The organism is Azospirillum tabaci (assembly GCF_014596085.1).
Taxonomy (GTDB): Bacteria; Pseudomonadota; Alphaproteobacteria; order Azospirillales; family Azospirillaceae; genus Azospirillum; species Azospirillum tabaci.
Window position 1 is genome coordinate 39,450 of record NZ_JACCJY010000025.1, and the last position, 20,481, is coordinate 59,930.

The 20,481-nt window shown below is 68.5% G+C and carries 16 protein-coding genes; 2 read left to right on the forward strand and 14 right to left on the reverse strand.

Annotated elements, in window-relative coordinates:
- The first annotated feature begins 135 nt into the window (after nucleotides 1-135).
- Nucleotides 136-3,900 carry an autotransporter outer membrane beta-barrel domain-containing protein gene (locus tag H0B54_RS30315; RefSeq protein WP_188261945.1) on the forward strand — a complete coding sequence of 1,255 codons (3,765 nt, stop codon included), beginning with the start codon at nucleotides 136-138 and terminating at the stop codon, nucleotides 3,898-3,900.
- Between the two features lie 82 nt (nucleotides 3,901-3,982).
- Here the strand turns inward: H0B54_RS30315 and H0B54_RS21035 are convergent, their stop codons facing one another.
- Both H0B54_RS21035 and H0B54_RS21040 read right to left on the reverse strand, forming a co-directional pair.
- Nucleotides 3,983-4,960 (reverse strand): alpha/beta hydrolase, encoded by a 978-nt coding sequence (locus H0B54_RS21035; RefSeq protein WP_188261946.1) that lies wholly within the window; start codon nucleotides 4,958-4,960, stop codon nucleotides 3,983-3,985.
- A gap of 179 nt (nucleotides 4,961-5,139) precedes the next feature.
- Nucleotides 5,140-6,564, reverse strand: coding sequence for an FAD/NAD(P)-binding protein (locus H0B54_RS21040; RefSeq protein ID WP_188261947.1), 1,425 nt, complete (start codon nucleotides 6,562-6,564; stop codon nucleotides 5,140-5,142).
- Nucleotides 6,565-6,753: 189 nt separating this feature from the next.
- Between H0B54_RS21040 and H0B54_RS21045 the strand changes: the two genes are divergently transcribed.
- A complete protein-coding gene (locus H0B54_RS21045) occupies nucleotides 6,754-7,764 on the forward strand; it encodes a C-terminal binding protein (RefSeq protein WP_246472660.1) in 1,011 nt (336 codons plus the stop codon).
- Nucleotides 7,765-7,771: 7 nt separating this feature from the next.
- On the opposite strand, the gene H0B54_RS21050 is transcribed toward H0B54_RS21045, so the two are convergent.
- From H0B54_RS21050 to H0B54_RS30430, 12 genes are all read right to left on the reverse strand, one after another.
- Complete coding sequence (locus tag H0B54_RS21050; RefSeq protein ID WP_188261948.1) at nucleotides 7,772-8,839, reverse strand: malate/lactate/ureidoglycolate dehydrogenase; 1,068 nt, start codon at nucleotides 8,837-8,839, stop codon at nucleotides 7,772-7,774.
- Nucleotides 8,840-8,841: 2 nt separating this feature from the next.
- Entirely contained in the window at nucleotides 8,842-10,083 is a 1,242-nt protein-coding gene (locus H0B54_RS21055; RefSeq protein WP_188261949.1) for a threonine synthase, read from the reverse strand.
- A 175-nt stretch (nucleotides 10,084-10,258) separates the two neighbouring features.
- A complete protein-coding gene (locus tag H0B54_RS21060) occupies nucleotides 10,259-11,155 on the reverse strand; it encodes an ABC transporter permease (RefSeq protein ID WP_188261950.1) in 897 nt (298 codons plus the stop codon).
- Nucleotides 11,152-12,000: an ABC transporter ATP-binding protein gene (locus H0B54_RS21065; protein ID WP_188261951.1), complete on the reverse strand. Its 849-nt coding sequence runs from the start codon at nucleotides 11,998-12,000 to the stop codon at nucleotides 11,152-11,154. Before H0B54_RS21065 ends, H0B54_RS21060 begins: the two co-directional genes overlap by 4 nt.
- A 4-nt stretch (nucleotides 12,001-12,004) precedes the next feature.
- Nucleotides 12,005-13,027, reverse strand: a complete 1,023-nt coding sequence (locus tag H0B54_RS21070; protein ID WP_188261952.1) for an ABC transporter substrate-binding protein — start codon at nucleotides 13,025-13,027, stop codon at nucleotides 12,005-12,007.
- 212 nt (nucleotides 13,028-13,239) lie between these two features.
- Entirely contained in the window at nucleotides 13,240-14,142 is a 903-nt protein-coding gene (locus H0B54_RS21075) for a TauD/TfdA dioxygenase family protein (RefSeq protein WP_188261953.1), read from the reverse strand.
- An 80-nt stretch (nucleotides 14,143-14,222) separates the two neighbouring features.
- Nucleotides 14,223-14,420, reverse strand: a complete 198-nt coding sequence (locus tag H0B54_RS21080) for a hypothetical protein (protein ID WP_094306419.1) — start codon at nucleotides 14,418-14,420, stop codon at nucleotides 14,223-14,225.
- A 3-nt stretch (nucleotides 14,421-14,423) separates the two neighbouring features.
- Nucleotides 14,424-15,407 carry an ABC transporter substrate-binding protein gene (locus H0B54_RS21085; protein WP_246472661.1) on the reverse strand — a complete coding sequence of 328 codons (984 nt, stop codon included), beginning with the start codon at nucleotides 15,405-15,407 and terminating at the stop codon, nucleotides 14,424-14,426.
- Between the two features lie 388 nt (nucleotides 15,408-15,795).
- The gene (guaA, locus tag H0B54_RS21090; RefSeq protein WP_188261954.1) at nucleotides 15,796-17,346 is read right to left on the reverse strand and encodes a glutamine-hydrolyzing GMP synthase; all 1,551 of its coding nucleotides are present in this window, start codon (nucleotides 17,344-17,346) and stop codon (nucleotides 15,796-15,798) included.
- Nucleotides 17,347-17,381: 35 nt separating this feature from the next.
- Nucleotides 17,382-17,939 (reverse strand): GNAT family N-acetyltransferase, encoded by a 558-nt coding sequence (locus H0B54_RS21095; protein ID WP_188261955.1) that lies wholly within the window; start codon nucleotides 17,937-17,939, stop codon nucleotides 17,382-17,384.
- 124 nt (nucleotides 17,940-18,063) lie between these two features.
- Nucleotides 18,064-19,086, reverse strand: a complete 1,023-nt coding sequence (locus H0B54_RS21100; RefSeq protein WP_246472662.1) for a purine-nucleoside phosphorylase — start codon at nucleotides 19,084-19,086, stop codon at nucleotides 18,064-18,066.
- Nucleotides 19,087-19,259: 173 nt separating this feature from the next.
- The gene (locus H0B54_RS30430) at nucleotides 19,260-20,093 is read right to left on the reverse strand and encodes a calcium-binding protein (protein ID WP_246472670.1); all 834 of its coding nucleotides are present in this window, start codon (nucleotides 20,091-20,093) and stop codon (nucleotides 19,260-19,262) included.
- Nucleotides 20,094-20,481: the final 388 nt, after the last annotated feature.

The following is a 20,481-nucleotide window of genomic DNA, read 5'->3' on the forward strand; positions in this document are numbered from 1 at the left end:
ACCGAACGGTCATGCAAGGCCGCTATCACTCGCGCCGGCTGAGCACGCGCTGCGGATTCGACCGTCGCGCGCGCCTCCACCCCGTCCGCAAGACATCCGCCATCGCGGAATCGCGTCATCACAGGGAGTGTGACCATGCCGACCCGCCAAGGGCTCTTGGCAACCACGGCGCTGCACGGCTGCGTGGGCCTTCTGCTGTTCGTGTCCAGCCCGGCGCTGGCCCAATTCGCGGTGACGGGCGGAAGCACGGTCACCGGGTCGCAAACCCTCACCGGCACCCAGACCGGCACCGTCGCCGTCGGCGGCACGCTGCAGACCACCGGGGCCGCGGTCACGCAGAGCGGGACCGCCGGCAACGTGGTGCTGGACAACGCCGGCACCATCCGCTCGACCGGCGGGCGCGGCTTCGACACGTCGGGCGGCAACACGGTGCGGACGCTGACCCTGACCAACCGGGCCGGCGCGCTGATCCAATCGGACGTCAACGACGCGGTCCGCATCAACACCAACATCACCAGCGGCGGCGTCACCATCGACAACGCCGGCACCATCCGCGCCGCCGCCCCCACCGATCCGGCGAGCGCGGTGCAGGGGCAGGCGCTCGACCTGCGCACGATGAACACGGCGGGCGTGCCGCTGATCGTCATCAACCGCGCTTCCGGCGTGATCGAGGCGCTGAACGACGACGCCCTGCGGCCCGGCCTGAACGCCACCATCGACAACGCGGGCATCATCCGCAGTTCCGGCGCCAACACCAGCGGCGGCGCCAACGGCACCGCCGACGCCATCGACGCGGGCGGGCGGACCGGCGTGACGGTGACCAACCGGTCGGGCGGCCTGATCTCCGGCGCGCGGCACGGCATCACCGCCGACACCGACATCACCGTCATCAACGAGGCCGGCGGCACCATCGTCGGGCGCAACGGCTCGGGCGTCGGGTCCGACGGCAACGGCACGGTCATCAACCGCGGCCTGATCTCCGGCGACTACGCCGGGGCGGGCAACATCTTCAACAGCAGCGGCATCGCCTCGACCAACGGCGATGGCGACGGCGTGGACATCGATTACATCGGCACCATCGTCAACGAGGGGACGATCCGCGGCACCGGAGCCGGCGGCGTTGATTCCGGCGGACGCCCGAACGGCGCCGACGGCATCGCGATGGGCGGCGGCACCATCACCAACTCCGCCGCCGGCGTCATCTCCGGCACCGGCCACGGCATCATGGTGGACGACGGGGCGGAGGGGGCGGCCTATGGCGCCACCACCATCACCAACGCCGGACGGATCGAGAGCCGCGACGGCCCGGCCATCACACTGATCGGCCCCTACGCCAACACCATCACCAATTCCGGCACCATCACGGGCGGCGGCGGCGATCCCGTCGCCATCGCCTTCGGCGCGGGCAACGACCGGCTGGTGATCCAGGGCGGTTCGATCGTCGGCAAGGTGCTGGGCGGCGGCGGCACCGACGCGCTGGAGGTCCAGCTCGGCAGCGGCGGGCGCTACGTCATCGGCGCGCGGGACGTCTACAGCGGCTTCGCCACCGCGACGGTCGGCAGCGGCACGCTGGTGGTGAACGCCCCGATGACTCTCGGCAACGGCCTGACGGTCGCCTCCGGCGCCACGCTGTCCGGCACCGGCACCATCACCGTGCCGGCGGCCACCGTGGCCGGCACCGTGACACCGGGCGACGGCGCGTCCGGCGCGCTGGCGGTGGCGGGCAACCTCTCCTTCGCCGCCGGCTCCCGCCTCCAGGTCGGCATCGACCCCGCCGGCAACGCCTCAAAGCTGGCGGTCGGCGGAGCGGCCACGGTGTCGAACGGCGCCACCGTCCAGGTGACGGCGGCCGACGGGCTGTACCTGACCGGGCGCAGCTACGAGATCCTGACCGCCTCCGGCGGGGTGACCGGCCAGTTCGGCGCCGTCGAGCGGCTGAACCCGGCGCCGCTCGGCGCCGGCACCCTGGCGCTGAGCCAGACCGGCAACGCCGTCCTGCTCCAGTTGAATCCCGGCAACCCGTTCAACGGGCAGCGCAACAGCGTCAACATCGCCAACATGGACGTCGGCTTCGCCATCGCCGGGTCGGGCAGCGGCGACAGCCTGACGCTGGAAGGAACCTCCACCGTCCGCGCCGACGTCTCGAACCTCGCCCAGTTCCAGATCGGCACGAGCACCGGCACGGCGACGAGCGTCGCGCTGGCCTCCGGCGCGCAGTCGGTCGCCACCACCACGGTCAAGGTGAACGCCCAGCTTGCCGTCAACACGCGCCTCGCCAGCCCGACCGTCACCGTGGAGCGCGGTGGCCTGCTGTCGGGCGGCGGGCGGATCGCCGGCGCGCTGACCAACGCCGGCACGCTCAGCCCCGGCAACTCGCCGGGCGTCCTGACCGTCGAGGGCGCCGTCACCAACGCCGCCGGATCGACCCTGCGCGTCGAGATCGACGGGCCGACCGCCGGGACCGGCGCCGGCTTCCACGATCAGGTGGCGGTCACCGGCACGCCCGGCATCTTCGCCGCCGGCGGTACGCTGGTCCCGGTCACCCGCGGCATCAGCGGCGTCGCAACCAACGCCTTCACGCCGCGCCTCGGCCAGGGCTTCACCATCGTCACCGCCAGCGGCGGCGTGACCGGCGCCTTCGCCGGCATCGCGCAGCCCACCAGCGGCCTGCCCGTCGGCACGCGGTTCGACACCGTCTACGGCCCCAACACGATCACCCTCACCGCCACCCCGGCCAGCTACGCCCGGCTGGCGGCGGCTGGCGTCTCGGCCACGTCGAACCAGTCGGCGGTCGGTGCCGCGCTGGACTCCGTCCGGCCCACCGCGGGCACCCGGCCGTCGGACGCGGCGAAGCCGCTGTTCGACGCTCTCTACCCGCTGTCCGGCCAAGCCATCCCCGCGGCGCTCGACAGCCTGGGCGGCGCCGTTCATGCGGAGGCCGTGACCGCCGCTCGCGATTCCGCCCGGCTGTTCGGAGACGCGGTGCAGGGGCGCATGGCCGCGCTGCGCGCGGATGGTCTCGCCAAGTCCGCCGCTCCGCTCGCCACGCCGGAGGCGGAAGGTGGAACGGCGCTCGGCCTGTGGGCGCGGGCGCTGGGCCGCTTCGCCAATTCCGACGGCGACGGCAACGCCGCCGGTTACCGGCAGCGCACCGGCGGCATCGCGCTGGGTGCCGACCGCGACCTTTCCGACACGATGACCGCCGGCGCCGCCTTCGGCTACCAGCGCACGGCGGTGGATGTGCGGAACAGCGGTGACCGGACGGACATCGACAGCTACGGCGCGGCGCTCTACGGCACCTACCGCGTCGGCGCGTGGTTCGTCGATGCCCAGGCCATGTACGGGTTCGGTCAGTACGACAGCCGCCGCGTCCTCCAGATCGGGTCTCCAAATGCCGTGAACGGCAGCGCCCAGAGCGACAGCGATGGCCACGCATTCGGGGCCGCCATCGGCACCGGCTACGCCATGCTCTGGAACGGCACCCGCATCGAGCCCTTCGCCGGGCTCCGCTTCGACCGGGTGACCCGCGACGGCTTCAGCGAAACCGGCGCCGGCGCGCTGGGCCTCTCAGTGGACGACACGGATCTGAGCACGCTGCGGACCAGCCTTGGCCTGCGGACGAGCTGGCGCCTGAAGGCCGGCGAGACGGCGCTGGAGCCTGAGCTGCGCGCCCGCTGGGACCATGACTTCCTCGATGTGACTGCGCGCAGCGGCGCACGCCTGCTAGGCGCCTCCTACACGGTGTCGGGCACCCAGCCGGGGCGCGACGCCGCGGTGCTGGGGGCGGGCCTGACGGCGGATCTGGGCGACCGGTTCCAGGCCTATGGCAGCTACGACGCGGAGTTGCGCCGCGACGCCACCGGCCACACGCTGAGCGGCGGTCTGCGCTACCGCTGGTGACACGCACGCTCTGGCCCTGACCGGGAACGGCATCGGGTCGGGCAACCGATCCGACGCCGGCCCCGGCGGCGCATTGCAGAGGTCAGGCGTCCAAGTGCCGGCGCAGCGCTAGGGCGGCCTGCAGGACGGCGCCGTGTGCGCGATCGACCAGGCGGGTCGCGGTGGCGAAGGAATGGGGAAGCCCGTCATAGACGGCGAGCCGGTGCGGAACCGCCGCCTCGGCCAGCCGCTCCGCCAAGCGAAGGGTGTCGTCGCGCAGGCAGTCGAGGTCGGCGGCCAGCAGCAGCAAAGGCGGCAGGCCATGCAGGTCGGCCAGCAACGGCACGGCGCGCGGATCGTCGGGGGTGGCCGCGCTGCCGAGATACTGCTGCCAGTACCAGCGCATCCGCGCCGTCGTCAGCCCATAGCGTCCATCGCCGAACCGGCGGTGCGACAGGGTGTCGAAGTCGTGGGCGAACATGCCGTAGAACAGCAGCCCGAAACACACCCGCGGCTGCCCCGGTGCACGGGCGGCCAGGGCAAGACCGAGCGCGAGGTTCGCCCCGGCGGAATCACCACCCACCGCGATCCGGTCCGGGTCGATCCCATGCGCGCGCCCCGCGATGGCAATCCAGCGCAGGGCGGCCAGCGCCTCCTCATGCTGGTGGGGAAAGCGGCGCTCGGGCGCCAGACTGTAGCGCACCGCGCAGACCACGGCGCCGCTGTGCCGGGCGAGCACCCTGAGCAGGCGGTCGTGGGTGTCCACGCTGTTCACGACGAAGCCGCCGCCGTGGAAATAGACCAGGACGGGCAGGCTTTCCATCCCGCGGCCCGCCGGGCGGTAGAGCCGCAACGGCAGAGGGCCGGCGGGACCGGACACGGTCACCTCCGTCACCTCCGCGGGAAGCGGCGTGGGGCCGTTCAGAAAGCCGTGGTAACGCTCCGCCGCCGCACGGGCTTCGGCGAGCGGGAGGCTCAAGGGATCGGCCGGAGCGGCGCCGAGACGGGCCGCCGCCTCGTTCATCGCGATCACCTGCGGGTCCAGGCGGTCCGCCGCGGGCCGCAAGATTGTGTCCGGCATGACATCCTCCTTCTCTACCGAAGCGGCGGCGAACAGCCGCGCGGACCGGGAGCGGTGCCGGCCCGCCGGAGACGCCTCCGGCTGCCGGGCGGGAATCAACACTGGACCTTATGATAGACACAAATAATCTATCATTGGAATAGGTTTTATAGAGCGTTATTTACATACATATTCTGTTTTTATACGGAAAGGCGTTTCCTGGCACACTGGCGGACAAGCGTCAGAGCGGCCTCCGCGCATTGGCTGCGCAGTTCGGGCACAGCGGTCATCTCCCAAAAGGGCGCACGGCTGACCGGGCCGAGCGCGAAGAGGCGTTCGGACACGGCGCCGCCCTCGCCGATCAGCGCCCCCTCCTCCGTGACGTCGAGGCCGAGGCGCAGCGGGTCGGGACGGGCCAAACCCTGCTGAAGCAAGGCGCGCATCAGGGGATGGCGGATGCGCCCGAAGTCGCATTCGGTGCCGGTCGCGTTGACGATGGCTCCCACCGTCCGCGTCCAGAACGCATCCTCCGCCCCCCGCGCGCGGACCGTTGCCTCCACACCATCGGGCCTCAAGGCCAGCGACTGGAGGCGTCCAGCGCGGACGGTCAGCCGTCCGCTCTCGCTCAAGGCTTCGATGCGGGCAGCCACCTCCGGCGCCATGCGGTGGCGGTGCACCTCCCAATAGGGCCGGGCGTGGCGCAGGAAACGCTGCCGCTCCTCCAACGGCAGATGTTTCCAGATCAGCGGATGGAAGGGCCGAAGGGAATCGAAGGCGGCCCGCCAGTCCAGCCCCTCCTCCCGCGCGCGGCGGACGTCCGCCTTCAGGGCGATCAGCACGTCCAGCACCGTGCCGGGCATCGTCTGAGGATGGACGAAGCTCTTGAAGGGCCGCGTCTCCAGATGGGTGGTGGGCAGCAGGCCGCGGCGCGACAGCGCCAGGATCGGGCCGCGATGCCCCTGGTTCTCCAGGGACAGCACCACGTCCACCATCGTCAGCCCGGTGCCGAGGATCAGCACCGGCGCGTCCGGATCGATGGCGGCGACGGCCTCGCGGTTCCAGGGATCGCCGATGAAGCGCTCCGACGCGAACACCTCCGGCGCCGCAACGGGCGGCGGCGAGGGCGGGAAATGCCCGACGCAGAGCACCGCCCGGTCCACCACGAGGCTTTCCCCGCTGGCGAGCCGCAGACGAACGCCACCCTCCGCCGTGCCATCCACCGCCGCGTCGACCACCTCCGCCCGCACGGTGTCGAGCGCCACATGGGATGGAGCCTCCGCCTGGGCCTCGCGCAGCACGTCCTGGATGTACTCGCCATAGAGGCGGCGCGACACGAAGGCGTGGCCGCTGGGCGGCACGTCGCCACCAAGGTCCTTCGCCCACAGCCAGCGCAGGAAGTGGCGCGGGTCGTCGGGATAGGCGCTCATGTTGTAGGCGCGCACGTTCAGAAGATGCGCCGCGCTGTCGGTGGAATAGGCCAGCCCGGTGCCCAGTGTGCCGGCGCGTTCGATCAGATGGATGCGCGTCGGTTCCTCCGCCTTGCGCAGAAGATGGGCCGCCAGGATACTGCCGGTGAAGCCGGCGCCGACGATGGCGATGCTGTGCGCGGTGTCGTGGGACGGCATGCTCGTCGTTCCTCTCCCTGTGTCCAGCACCCCGCGGGGCGCCCCCGAATTGACATCATTAGAGCACCATGAATCCCTATTTAACAAGTTGGCTTTTGCTGTATCGCATGTGCTTTCATACCTCATGCGCAAATAAGCACTTGTAAGATTTGTTGATTTTCCCTCGAACGGCAGGAGCCAGACCGCAGAATGACCATGGGCAAGCGTGCACCCTTCGTTGTCGGAATCACCGACCACATGATCCCTCCGCCGGACCTGGAGGCGGCGGTTCTGGACGGTTGTGCCGAGGTGGATTTCCTCGACACCCGCCGCGAAGAGGATCTCGATCCGGAGCGGCTGGCCCGGCTGGACGCGCTGCTGGTGTGGAGCACCCGCATCGGCCCGGCAACGGTGGCGAAGTTGCCGCGCTGCCGCATCGTCGTGCGATTCGGGGTAGGTTACGACAAGGTCGACGTGGCGGCGCTCGAGGCCGCCGGCATTCCCTTCTGCAACAACCCGGACTACGGGACGGAGGAGGTGGCCGACCACGCCGTCTCCCTGCTGCTCTCCCTCCAGCGCCGCCTGTGGGAGCATGACGCTCGCGCCCGCGGCTACAGCACGACGTGGCAGGCCAACACACTGACCCCGCTGCGGCGCTCCAACGCGGCGACGGTCGGCGTCGTCGGCGTGGGGCGGATCGGCACGGCGGTGGTGAACCGGCTGAAGCCCTTCGGCTACCGCATCCTCGGCTACGATCCGCATCAGCCCGCCGGGCACGAGAAGGCGGTCGGCTACCACCGTGTCCGCCGGCTCGACGAGTTGCTGGCCGAATCCGACATCGTGACGTTCCACTGCCCGCTGACGCCGGAGACCCGCGGACTGATCGACGCAGAATTCCTGGCGAAGCTGAAGCCCGGCGCCTTGCTGGTCAACACGGCGCGCGGCGAGATGTTCGCCGGGCTGGATCCGCTGGAATCGGCGCTGCGCAGCGGCCAGCTCGCCGCCGTGGGAACGGACGTGCTGCCGACCGAACCGCCCGCCCCTCACCCGCTGCTGGACGCTTGGCGCCGGCGGGAGTCCTGGCTGGAAGGCCGTCTCGTGGTCACGCCGCACAACGCCTTCCATTCCGACGAGGCGGCGATCGAGATGCGGCGCAACGCCGCCGAAACCGCCCGCCTGTTCCTGGAGGATGGGGTTCTGCGCAACCGCATCCTGCCCTGATCCCCCGTCAGGCCCCCAGGAAGGCCGGAACGTCGAGGCCGAGCGCGCCCCCGATGTCGTGCAGGGCGCGCACGGTGTCGGGGTCGAGCGTGATGCCACGCTCCGCCGCTTGCGCCCGGCTTTGCCGCTCCGGCCCGCCGGGCACGAGAACACCGTCACCCCCGGGCACCGGCGGGGTGTCCTGGATGTGGTCCAGCACCGCATCGGTCAGCGCCCGCCAGCCGCCGTTCTCCGCGTCGGCCACCCGCGCCGGGTCGATCAGAAAGGCCAGCGCGTTGTTCACCACCCGTCCGGGGCGGAGATTCTCCGGCAGGGCCGGCAACCCGCCGGCCAAGGCCCCGGCGAGGATCTCGCAGGCGAGCGCCAGCCCGTAGCCCTTATGGCCGCCGAAGGGCAGGATGGCGCCGGTCGGGTCGCGGAACATCACGCCGGGGTCGCGCGTCGGCGCGCCCCGCTCGTCGATCAGCAGGCCGTCGGCGACCTCCTTGCCGGAGGCCGCGGCGACGCGGCACTTGTTGGCCGCCACCGCGCTGGTCGCGAAGTCCAGCAGGAAAGGCGGATGGCCCGGTGTGGCGGGAACGGCGATGCAGATCGGGTTGGTGCCCAGCCGCGGCCGCCCGCCGCCATGGGGTGCGGCCAGCGGCCGGCTGACCACATTGACGAAGAAGACCCCGATCAACCCCGCGTCGATGCACTGCTCGCCGTAGGAGCCGACCCGCCCGATGTGGTGGGCGTTGCGCAGGGCGAGCACGCAGGCCCCGCCCGCCTTGGCCCGCGCGACGGCGAGGTCCGTCGCCTCCCGCGCGATCACCTGCCCATAGCCGACCTCCCCATCCACCACCAGGAACGGCGCCTCGTCGCGGACGATGCGGGCGTGACGGTTGGGTTGCAGATGGCCCAGCTCCAGGCTCTTCGCGTAGACGGCGATCTGGCACACGCCGTGGCTGGCGTGGCCGGTGGCATCGGAGTCCACGAGGTTGGCGGCGACGACGGCCGCCTCCTCCGGGCTGCTTCCGGACCGCTGCAGGATGGCGTCGAGCAGAGCCACCAGACGGTCCGCCGCGTAAGGTCCCATCCTCAGAACACCGAGTAGTCGATGGGCTGGTGGCGGTCGAGTGTCCGGTGAACCGGCGGCAGCGGGTATTTCAGCCCGGTCGCGCAGTTGAACAGCACCGCGCGCTCGTCGCGGCCCACCCGCCCGTCGGCCAGCGCCTGCTTGTAGGCGGCGTAGGTCGCCGCACCCTCCGGGCAGAGCAGGAAGCCTTCCTCCCGCGCCGCCTCGTCCAGGGCCGACTGGATGGCCTCGTCCGGCACCGCCACGGCGAAGCCGCCGCTCTCCCGCACGGCGCGCAGGATCAGGAAATCGCCGACCGCCTGCGGCACGCGGATGCCGGACGCGATGGTGTGGGCATCCTGCCAGCGCGGGGCGTGCTCCTCCCCCGCCTCATAGGCGCGGACCATCGGGGCGCAGCCGGCGGCCTGCACGGCAACCATGCGCGGGCGCTTGGACCCGATGAAGCCGATGGCCTCCAGCTCCGCAAAGGCCTTCCACATGCCGATCAGCCCGGTGCCGCCGCCGGTCGGATAGAAGATGACGTCCGGCACCTCCCAGCCGAGTTGCTCGGCCAGTTCCAGGCCCATGGTCTTCTTGCCCTCGATCCGGTAGGGCTCCTTCAGGGTGGAAACGTCGAACCAGCCGGCTTTGGCCTTCCCCTCCCCCACGATCTTGCCGCAGTCGTCGATCAGCCCGTTGACGCGGTAGACGGTGGCGCCCTGGAGTTCGATCTCGGAGACGTTGACCTCCGGCGTGTCCTCCGGACAGAAGATCGTCGTCTTGATGCCCGCCCGCGTCGCGTAGGCGGCCAGCGCCGCGCCGGCGTTGCCGTTGGTCGGCATGGCCATGTGCCTGATGCCGAAGGCCTTCGCCATGGACACCGCCATGACCAGCCCGCGCGCCTTGAAGGAACCGGTGGGCAGACGCCCCTCGTCCTTCACCAGCAGTTCCGCCGCCCCCAGCTTCGCGGCGAGCTTGGGCAGCGCGACCAGCGGGGTCACCGCCTCGCCCAGGCTGACGATGTCCTGCACCCGGCGCACCGGCAGCAGCTCGCGATAGCGCCACAGGTCCTGCGGGCGTTCGGCCAGCGCGTCCTTGGTCAGCGCGCCGCGCACCCCCTCCAGGTCGTAGCGGACCAGCAACGGCTTGCCGGCCTTGGACAGGTTGTGGACGGTGTCGGCCTCGTACCGCTCGCCGGTGTAGGCGCATTCCAGATGCGTGACGAAGGTCGGGCGCTCGGTGGTCAGGTTGCTGTCGAAAGGCACGGATGGATTTCCTTGCTGAAGCATCCCCTCTCCCGCCCCGGGAGAGGGTGCCCGCGAAGCGGGCGGGTGAGGGTCGCGCAAGGATCGAACCACCGATCCTCGCCGATACCCTCACCCGCCCGCCGCGGAGCGGCGGGTCCCTCCCTCTCCCGGGGCGGGAGAGGGGATTTGGTTGCTAGCGGACCATGCCCCACTTGCGGACGGTGTGGGTCTCGATCCAACGGAAGACGACGTTCTCGACGACGAGGCCGATCAGGATGACGGTGACGAGGCCGGCGAACACCTTGTCGATGTACAGCTCGTTGCGGTTCTGGAAGATGAACCAGCCCAGCCCGCCCTTGCCCGACGAGACGCCGAACACCAGCTCCGCCGCGATCAGCGTGCGCCAGGCGAAGGCCCAGCCGACCTTCAGCCCGGTCAGGATTGCCGGAAAGGCCGCCGGAATCAGCATGGTGACGACGTAGCGGATGCCGGTCAGCCCATAATTCCGCCCGGCCATGCGCAGCGTCTCCGACACCGACGTGAAGCCGGCGTGCGTGTTCAGCGCCAGCGGCCACAGCACCGCGTGGACCAGAACGAAGGTCAGGCTGACCGCCCCCAGCCCGAACCACAGCATGGCGATGGGCAGCAGCGCGATGGCCGGAAGGGGGTTGAACATCGAGGTCAGGGTGGACAGCACATCGTTGCCGATCCGCGTGGACACCGCGAAGCTGGTCAGCAGCACGGCCAAGACCACGGCGATGGCGTAGCCCTTCAGCAGCACCGACAGCGACACCCAGGCCATCGACAGCAGGTTCTCCCGCCAGATCCCCTCCCACAGCGCCGTGACGGTGGCGGTGAAGGTGGGGAACATCAGCGGGTTGTTCTGCCACGTCGCGGCGATTTGCCAGAGCAGCGCCACCGCCGCCAGAACGGCGAAGCGGCGGAGCGCTGTGATGTTGCCGATCCGCTCCCACAGGGACAGCGGGCGGGCCACATCGCCGATGGGGCCGGTGGTGGCGACCGTCCGCTCATACTCCGGGCGGACGGGTGGCACCCGGCGGCCCTCCGGCGCCAAGGACAAGCCGCTCATGAACTTGCCCCCTTCACCGTTTCCACCTCGTCGGCGAACAGCATGGTGTGGATGCGCTGGGCTGTGTCCTGGAACGCCGGGCTGCCCACGGCGAAATGGTCGTAACCGTCGCAGTTCAGCTCCGCCTTCACCTGCCCGGGATGCGGCGACAGCACGAGGATGCGCGAGCCGACAACCAGTGCCTCCTCGATGGAGTGGGTGACGAACAGCACGGTGAAGCGCAGATCGTCCCAGAGCTGGAGCAGCTCCTCCTGCATCTTGCGGCGCGTCAGCGCGTCCAGCGCCGCGAAGGGCTCGTCCATCAGCAGAATGTCCGGCTCCATCGCCATGGCGCGGGCGATGGCGACGCGCTGCTTCATCCCGCCCGACAGCATGTGCGGATGCACGTCGGCGAACTTGGACAGATTCACCCGCTCGATGCAGTCCAGCGCCTTCTCCTCGGCCTCCCGGCGCGACGCCTTGCCGCTGGCGAGCAGCGGGAACATGACGTTCTGCTTGACCGTCTTCCAGGGCGGGAGCTGGTCGAACTCCTGGAACACCATCATGCGGTCCGGCCCCGGACCGGTCACCGCCCGCCCGTTCAGGCGGATGGCGCCCTCCACCGGCGCCAGGAAGCCGCCCACCGCCTTCAGCAAGGAGGACTTGCCGCAGCCGGACGGCCCCAGCAGGACGTAGCGCTCCGCCTGGAAAACCTGGAAATCGACGCGGTAGGTCGCGGTCACCAGATGGCGGCGCGTCTTGTACTGGAGCGTCACGCCGGACACGTCCAGCAGCGGGCGCTCGGACACGCTAGCGCTGTCCACACCGTCGGTGTCGACGCTGGCGGGATAGGTGAAGGCGTTCATCGCATCAGCTCCCGGTTTCGCCGTGCAGGTCTTCGAAGAAGAGATCCTTCCAGGAGGCTGGCTTGTTCTTTATGGCGCCGACCTTGTGCATGAAGTCGGCGAAGACCCCGACGCGGGCGGGGGCGACAGTGAACTGGTTGTCCGGATCGTCGAGGATGCTGATGACGAAGGCCTTGTCGAGATCGCCCCGGTTCTGCGCCAGATAGATGTCCGCCGCCGCGGAGTGGTCGGCGTTGATGACGTCCATCGCCTCCTTCAGCGCACCGAGGAAGGCCTGATAGGTCTTAGGATTCTTGGTGCGGAAGGCTTCCTTCGCCCAGATCAGGTTGAAGGTGTGCGGCCCGCCCAGCACGTCGTAGGAGCTGAAGACCTTGTGGATCTTCGGGTTGCGCAGTTGCTGGTACTGGAACGGCGGGCCGGAGATGTGGCCGGTGATCTCCGACGAGCCGGACAGCAGGGCGGCGGTGGCGTCGGGGTGCGGCAGCGAGACGGTCAGCTTGTCGAGCGCGTCGAACTTGCCCTCCCCGAACTCCTTCTCCACGGCCATCTGGAGCACGCGGGCCTGGACGCCGACCTTCACCGCCGGCAGGGCGATCTTGTCCTTGTCGGTGAAGTCCTTGAGCGTCTTGACGTTCGTGTTTGTGGTGGTCAGGAACAGCGGCATGCTGTTCAGGGCGGCGATGGCCTTGACGTTGGCGTTGCCCTTGGTGCGGTCCCAGATGGTCAGCAGCGGACCGACGCCCGCCGACCCCAGATCGATGCTGTCCGACAGCAGCGCGTCGTTCATCGCCGCGCCGCCGGATAGCTGCACCCACTCCACATTGATGTCGAGACCCAGCTCCTTGCCGTGCTTCTCGATCAGCTTCTGGTGGCGCAGCACATGCAGCGGCAGATAACCCAGCCCGTACTGTTCGGCGATCCGTATCCGGCCTTCCGCCGCCGCCGGACCGGCCAGCGCTGCGGCGGCAAGCCCCAGCCCTGCCAAGGCGCAGAGCGCGTGGCGGATGACACGTCCAGGGTGGAACATACGAACCTCCGAAAATTTTACCTAATCTCTAGTAGGAAAATGACACCACGATTCCACGAATGATTCAACAGCGAAAATAGACATTAATTACTAATTCATTTTGTTATATATGGCCGCAGAAGATGCGAAGCCGGCATACACGTCCGCCGGCTCCGCGTCGATCCAGTGCGGCATTGGGGGGCGTGGACCACCCATGCCGCACCAGACGAACGTCAGGCGGCGAGGCTCGGCTTGCGGCCGAGCACGCGGGTCACACTGGGACGGCCATCGACGCCGACCACCACATCGCCGGCCACCGTCGTGCGGCGGACGACGCGGGGACGGTCACCGTAATCGTCGACGGCGCGGTGGATGGTGGCGCGGTTGTCCCAGATCGCCACATCACCCGGCGACCAATGCCAGCGCACCGTGTTTTCCGGACGGGTGGCGTGGTCGGTGAAGATGCCGATCAACCGATTGGAATCGGAGGTGCCGAAGCCGACCAGCCGTTGCAGGAAATGCCCGACCAGCAGCGTGCGCTCACCGGTCACCGGATGCACGGACACCAGCGGATGGTCCGTCTCGTAGACGGTCGAGGTGAAGACCTCGTTGAAGCGCTTCAGCCCGTCCTCGCGGACGTTTCCACGGTCGCCCACATAATCGTACTGGTTGGTGTGGATCGCCCGCAGCTTGTCGGCCAGGTCGCGCAACGGCTCCGGCAGTTCGGCGTAGGCCGCCACCGTGTTGCCCCACAGCGTGTCGCCGCCACGGTCCGGCAGTTCATGCGGGCGCAGGATGGTGATGCTGGGATAATCGCCGAGGAAGGTGATGTCGGCGTGCCAGGAGCTGGCGCGTTCCCCGCGGGAGCCGTCCACATCCAAGATGCCTTCGGTCCCATCGAGCGACGGGACGGTCGGATGGCCGACCAGCGTGCCCCACAACCGCCCGAACGCCTCCTGCTGGGCATCGTCGATGTGGTGCTGGTCGCGGACGAAGATCACCTTGTGCTCGTAAACGGCGTCCTGGATCACCTTCAGCACCGCCGGGTGCAGGTCGCCGGACAGGGTGACGCCGCGCAGTTCGGCGCCGATGTTGCCGTTGATGGGCTTGATGTGGAAACCGCTGGGAAGGCTCATCGGACAGGCTCCTTTGGGAAGGCGGAAGGAACGGACAAGCGGAAGGGCTGGCTGAGAAGCGGGTGGAAAGCGGCCGCCCGTCAGGCGGCGCGGAGCCAGGCGAGCAGAGCGACGGCGCCGAAGGCCAGCAGCACGAAGGCCACCGACAGGCTGTGGAGACGCCGCAGATCGAGCGAGGGATCGGTCTCGCCGGGATTGGACATGAGCAGCCACAACGCCATGGCCTCTGGAAATGGCAGGCAGATCAACTCCACCGGCGGTTCACGGTCGCTGGTCATGGATCAGCTCCCCGTTTCGCTGTGCAGGATCGGGAGGGTGTAGTCCTTCCACGAGGCCGGCTTGGTCTTGATCGAGCCGACGCGGTGCATGTAGTCGGCGATCACGCCGGTGTTGTGCGGGATTTGGGAATAGCTGATGTCGGGGTTGTTGAGCAGCGCCACGACCTCGTCCTGGGTCAGCTTGCTGCGCTCCTCCGCCAGATAGATGCGGGCGGCCTCGGCCTTGTCGCGCTTGATCAGCGCGAAGCCGTCGCCCATCGCCTTCACCACGGCGGCGGTGAGTTTCGGGTTCTCATCGTAGAATTTCTGCGTGGTGTAGCTCAGCACCAGCGTCGCCTCGCCGATCACGTCGCGCGAATTGAAGATGCGGTGGACGTTCGGGTGGGCGAGTTGGAGAGTGCCGTAGGTCGGCGTGGTGACGTGGCCGGTGATTTCCGTCTTGCCGGAAACCAGCGCCGCGGTGGCGTCCGGCGGGCTGAGCGGCGTGGTCAGCGCTTCGAAATCGTAATGATGCCCCGGCCCGAATTCCTTCTCCGCGGCGATCTGAAGTACGACCGAGTTGATCGAGACCTTCACCGCCGGCACCGCGATGCGATCCTTGTCGGTCAGGTCGCGGATGCTGCGGACGTTGGGGTTGTTGCTGTTGATCCAGAAGGCGGAAGAGTCCAGCCCCGAGATGGCCTTCACGCCAATGCCGCCCCGCGTCCTGTCCCAGGCTGCCAGAAGCGGCGAGATGCCGGCGGAGACGATCTGTGCGTTGCCGCTCAGCAGCGCGTCGTTGGCGGCCACGCCGCCGTTCAGAACGAGCCAATTGACCTTGACCGGCCCGATCCCCTCCGCCGCGGCGTATTTTTCGATCAGCCCCTGATTCTTGGCGACCATCAGCGGCAGGTAGCTCAGCCCGTACTGGATGGCGATGGTCAGGTCCGTCGCCTCGGCCCGCGCCCCACCGGGAGAGACGAGGGCCATGCCCGCCGCCAGGGTCATGCCGAGAAAAGCCCGTCTTGCGGTGTATCCGAGCCATTTCACATCCGCTGTCATCGAAGCCTCCCGAGATGGCGCCGCCGAGGTTGATTTACCCCCCAATCACACCAACCGATCGGCGCCCTGTCAAACAAAATCTACTGATATGATAGATTTATGAAATTTTAATAAACAAATATTTTTCGTCATTTTTGGCCTTTCCTGTCCAGTAGGCCGCGACGTCACGAAGAAGGCGCTCCGGCCGCTTCCACCGGACGATTTCGGGGTTTGTCCGCGCACGAAAAAGGGCGTCCGGGGCTTCGCTGCTCCGGACGGCCCTCCTTGTTCATCCGCCACCACCCGAGAGGCGATGGTTGGAAGTTTATTCCTTATTGACAGCAACCGCCGCGGATCACTCCCACTCGATGGTGCCGGGCGGCTTCGAGGTGATGTCGTAGACGACGCGGTTGACGCCGCGCACCTCGTTGACGATGCGGTTCGACACACGGGCCAGGAAGTCGTGCGGGAACGGGTACCAGTCGGCGGTCATGCCGTCGGTGGAGGTCACCGCGCGCAGGGCCAGCACATGGTCGTAGGTCCGCCCGTCGCCCATCACGCCCACGGTGCGCACCGGCAACAGCACCGCGAAGGCCTGCCAGATCGCGTCGTAGAGGCCGGCGTTGCGGATCTCCTCCAGATAGACCGTGTCGGCCTTGCGCAGGATGTCCAGCTTCTCCGGAGTGATCTCGCCGGGAACGCGGATGGCGAGGCCGGGGCCAGGGAACGGGTGACGGCCGATGAAAGCGGCCGGCAGGCCGAGTTCGCGGCCAAGCGCGCGAACCTCGTCCTTGAACAGCTCGCGCAGCGGCTCCACCAGCTTCAGCTTCATGCGCTCCGGCAGGCCGCCGACGTTGTGGTGCGACTTGATGGTGACCGACGGGCCGCCGGTGAAGGACACGCTCTCGATCACGTCGGGGTACAGCGTGCCCTGCGCCAGGAACTGCGCCCCGCCGACCTTGGCGCTCTCCTCGTCGAACACCTCGATGAACAGGCCGCCGATGATCTTGCGCTTCTGCTCCGGGTCGGTGACGCCGGCCAGCTTGCCCAGGAACAGGTCGGACGCGCTCCGGTGGACCAGCGGGATGTTGTAGTGGTCGCGGAACAGGGTCACCACCTCCTCCGCCTCGCCGGCGCGCATCAGGCCGGTGTCGACGAAGATGCAGGTGAGCTGGTCGCCGATGGCCTCGTGGATCAGCACGGCGGCCACCGAGGAATCGACGCCGCCCGACAGGCCGCAGATCACCTTGCCGGTGCCGACCTGGGCGCGGATCTTCTCGATGGCCTGCTGCTTGAAGGCGGCCATGGTCCAGTCGCCCTTCAGCCCGGCGACGCGGTGCACGAAGTTCGACAGGAGTTGCGCGCCGTGCGGGGTGTGCACGACCTCCGGGTGGAACTGCACGCCGTAGAACTGGCGGGCGTCGTCGGCGATGGCGGCGAAGGGGGCGCCGTCGCTGACCGCCACGGCCTGGAAGCCGTCCGGCAGCGCGGTCACGCGGTCGCCATGGCTCATCCACACCTGCTCGCGCGAGCCGACCGCCCACAGGCCGTCGAACAGCGCGCAGGTCTGCTTCACCTCGATGAAGGCGCGCCCGAACTCGCGGTGGTCGGAACCCGACACGGCGCCGCCGAGCTGGTGGCACATCGTCTGCTGGCCGTAGCAGATGCCCAGGACCGGAACGCCCAGCGTGAAGACCACCTCCGGCGCGCGCGGACCGTTCTCTTCGGTGACGGAGGCCGGGCTGCCCGACAGGATGATCGCCTTCGGCGCGTAGTCGCGAATCCGCTCCTCGCTTATGCTGAACGGATGGATTTCGCAATAGACGCCGGCTTCACGGACGCGGCGGGCGATGAGCTGGGTCACCTGCGACCCGAAATCGAGGATGAGAACGCGCTCGGCGGACATGGACGACAACCTGATGCGGGGGGACAAGCCCCTGACTACCGCATTTCAGGCCCCGCGGACAAGCGTGCAAGCGGGGCGAGGTCGCGCCAGCCATAGGCGATCTCCACCAGCTCCGCACCGGCGAAGCGGATGGGCCGTTCCGCCACCCGGACTCCGCCCAACCGCTCGTAGAACCAGCGCGCCGGGTTGTCGCGCAGGCACCAGACCACGGCGGTGCGCTTGCCGCCCTCCTGGAGCCGCTCAGCCATGGTCGCCATCAGGCGGCGGCCAAGCCCCTGCCCCTGCGCCTCGTCCAGCAGATAGAGGGCGTAGAATTCCCCCTCGTACCCTTCCACGGGAATGCGGCGCCCGCCGTAGGTGGCGAATCCCAACACCGAGTCCGTGCCGTCCACCACGACCAGGGCGCCCTGCCCCGGCCCGTGCGCCTGGACGGCGTTGTGCCAGCGCATCGCCGCGGCGGCTTCCGACAGGTTGACGAGATAGGCGTCGGGAACGAGGCCCGGATAGGTGGATTGCCACGTGGCGACATGGACCTTGGCGATGCCCACCGCGTCCGACGGGCGCGCGTCGCGAATCACCAGCGCTTCATCCATGGGACATCTCCGGACCCGTTTCCCACCCCATTGGAAACTGGGAGTCGGGCCGGAGGATGTCCAGTCAGCCAAAAGGGCCGGGATGGGGCGACGGTGGATGGCCGCCGCACCGCCGGCCTTCAGGTTACTGGGCCGGAAGGGCCGGAACGCCCGCCTGCCACTGGTCCCAGTGGGAAACGATGTGATCGGTCATGCGCGCGCCGACCAGCGCCACGTTCTCCACCGTCTCGGCGAAGCCGCCGGCGGTCTCGCCCGGCTTCGGGTCGAGATGCTCCAGCGTGGTTTCCTTGGGGTTGCCCTGGTCGAAGTTCACGGCGCCGCGCAGGCTCATCACCCGGTCGGATCCGAGGGTGCGCTTGATGACCAGCGTGATCGCCGCGGCCTCCATCTCGGTGATGACGTAATCGTCGGCGCCGTAGAGCTTCGCGATGTACTGCGCCTGCTCGGACATGCCCGGGCCGTGGAAGAAGGTGTCGCCGGTCATGTGCGTTCCGGTGCCGACGAAGGGCGCGCGCCGGGCGGCGTCCTGCGGGTAGCGCTGGCGGTAGGCGCGGGCGCTGTCGGAATCCTTCAGCGGCGTGTCGCCGGTCAGCTTCATCGCCCAGGATACCAGCGCCGGGTTCAGCTGGAACAGGCGGACCGATTCATAGCCCTTGCGCGGCATGAAGGTCGGCTCGCCCGGCTTGCCCTCCTCCGGTGCCCAGCGGTGGCCGAGATCGTAATCCACCAGCCAGGTCGCCCAGTTGACCTCGGCGATGGTGCCGCGCGACGGCGGCGTGCCGGCCACGCCGGAAATGATAAAATAAGCCTGCGACAGGTCGAGCTGCGGGTTCAGCAGGATCGCCTGCATGGAGGCGGAGGAACTGACCTTGCCCATGCCCAGGACCGCGCCGCAGACGCCGTCGGCGTTGCAGTAGACGGGGTTCAGCGCGCCCTTCACGGCGATCGGCTCGGCGGACTGCCAGTAGCGCTCGTACCAGTTCTGGAACTCTCCGGCGCGGTCGCCGGTGTTCTTGCCGATCTCGAACATGGCGCCGACGAACACCTTGACCTTGACCGGCTCAGCCGCTTCGGCGGAGGTGCCCAGCCCCAACAGGAAAAGGGCGGACAGGGCGGCGCTCCGCCAGCGGGACGTGTTCCACATCATTGCGCTCCAACATGCGGGGAAAGGTCGCACCCTAACCGCAAACCTCGCGGTATGACCCGCACGAAATCAGCAGGCCGGTCCGTGTGTCCCCGCATGAGTGGCGGCGGCGATCCGGACCCGCATCACGTTGGCGGCAGGGAACGGGGCCGCAACAGCGAAGCCCGCCGGGCGCCTCAGGCCTGGAAGAAGGCGACGTAGCTGTTGGCATCGGCGGTGGTACCGGTCGAGAACGTCATCGCCCCGACGGTTTTTCCGCTGAAGGTCATGCTGGCGTCGATCGTGCCGTTGCCATCGATGTCGCAGTGGACGGTGGCACCGTTGTAGCCGCTGGCACCGCCAATCTCCTCCCAGGACAGCTTGGAGACGCCCTCCTTGTAGCCCCACAGGGTGGACAACTCGCCACGTTCCAGATCGGTGACCGTGGACCAGGTCGTTACACCCCCGCGGCCATCGACGAAGAAGGTGTCCTTGCCGGCCCCGCCGACCAACCAGTTGGACCCAGATCCGCCGTCCAGCACGTCGTCGCCGGCGCCGCCCGTCGCCGCGTCGTCTCCGCCCAGCAGGTTGATGAAGTCGTTGCCGTCGGACCCGCCCAGCACCTCATTGCGGGCGTCACCCAGGAAGGTCCATTGCAGACTGGGAACCGGCCCGTCATAGGCGGCCGCCCTCACGTCCTCGGTGACGCCGCCCACGGTGCGCTTCATGGTCACCGAAACGATGGGGGCCGCCGGGCCGCTGTTCTTCTCATCGCCACCGATATCCTCGACGACTCCGAGCCCCCAATCGCCGGAGCCGGCCGTGTACGAGTTGGAGATGCTCAGATAATAGGTGCCCGGGGCGTCCGGGCGGAATTGGACGATGGAGTCGGCGCGGTAGGGATCGCGGTAGCCGATGTCGTCCCCGTCCACCGTCAGGAGAAGATACCCGCCGGAGTCGTACAGGTTGATGGAGACCTGATAAGTCCCGACCCCCACAAACGTGTATTCGGCGTTCGTCGAGAGGTTCACCGTCACGAAATCCAGCGTTTCGGTCGATGTGAAGGAGCCTCTGGCGCCGCCGTCATTTTCATAGAATGTTGAGCTGCTTTTCGCAAATGACACATGGGCGTCAGGATGCTGCCACGCCTCAAGCCGACGCACCTGGGTCGCGAGGTTGTCACTCCAGTACGGATTTCTTGCCATTAACGCCCATTCCTTTGCGATACATATCACAGTATGCGCTCCGCCGAAAAAGCGCAACCAAAGGGGTTATCGCAGTAAAAAGGGCGGCCTTTCCATAGGAATAATGATTTCAAGATTGGCGTGACCGACAACCCAAGCTCCCGGCGCCGTTCCAGCCGCCGAAGCCGGTCGTCCAATGGTGCAAAGAGAATGAGCCGTTAGCGCAAAGGCAGTG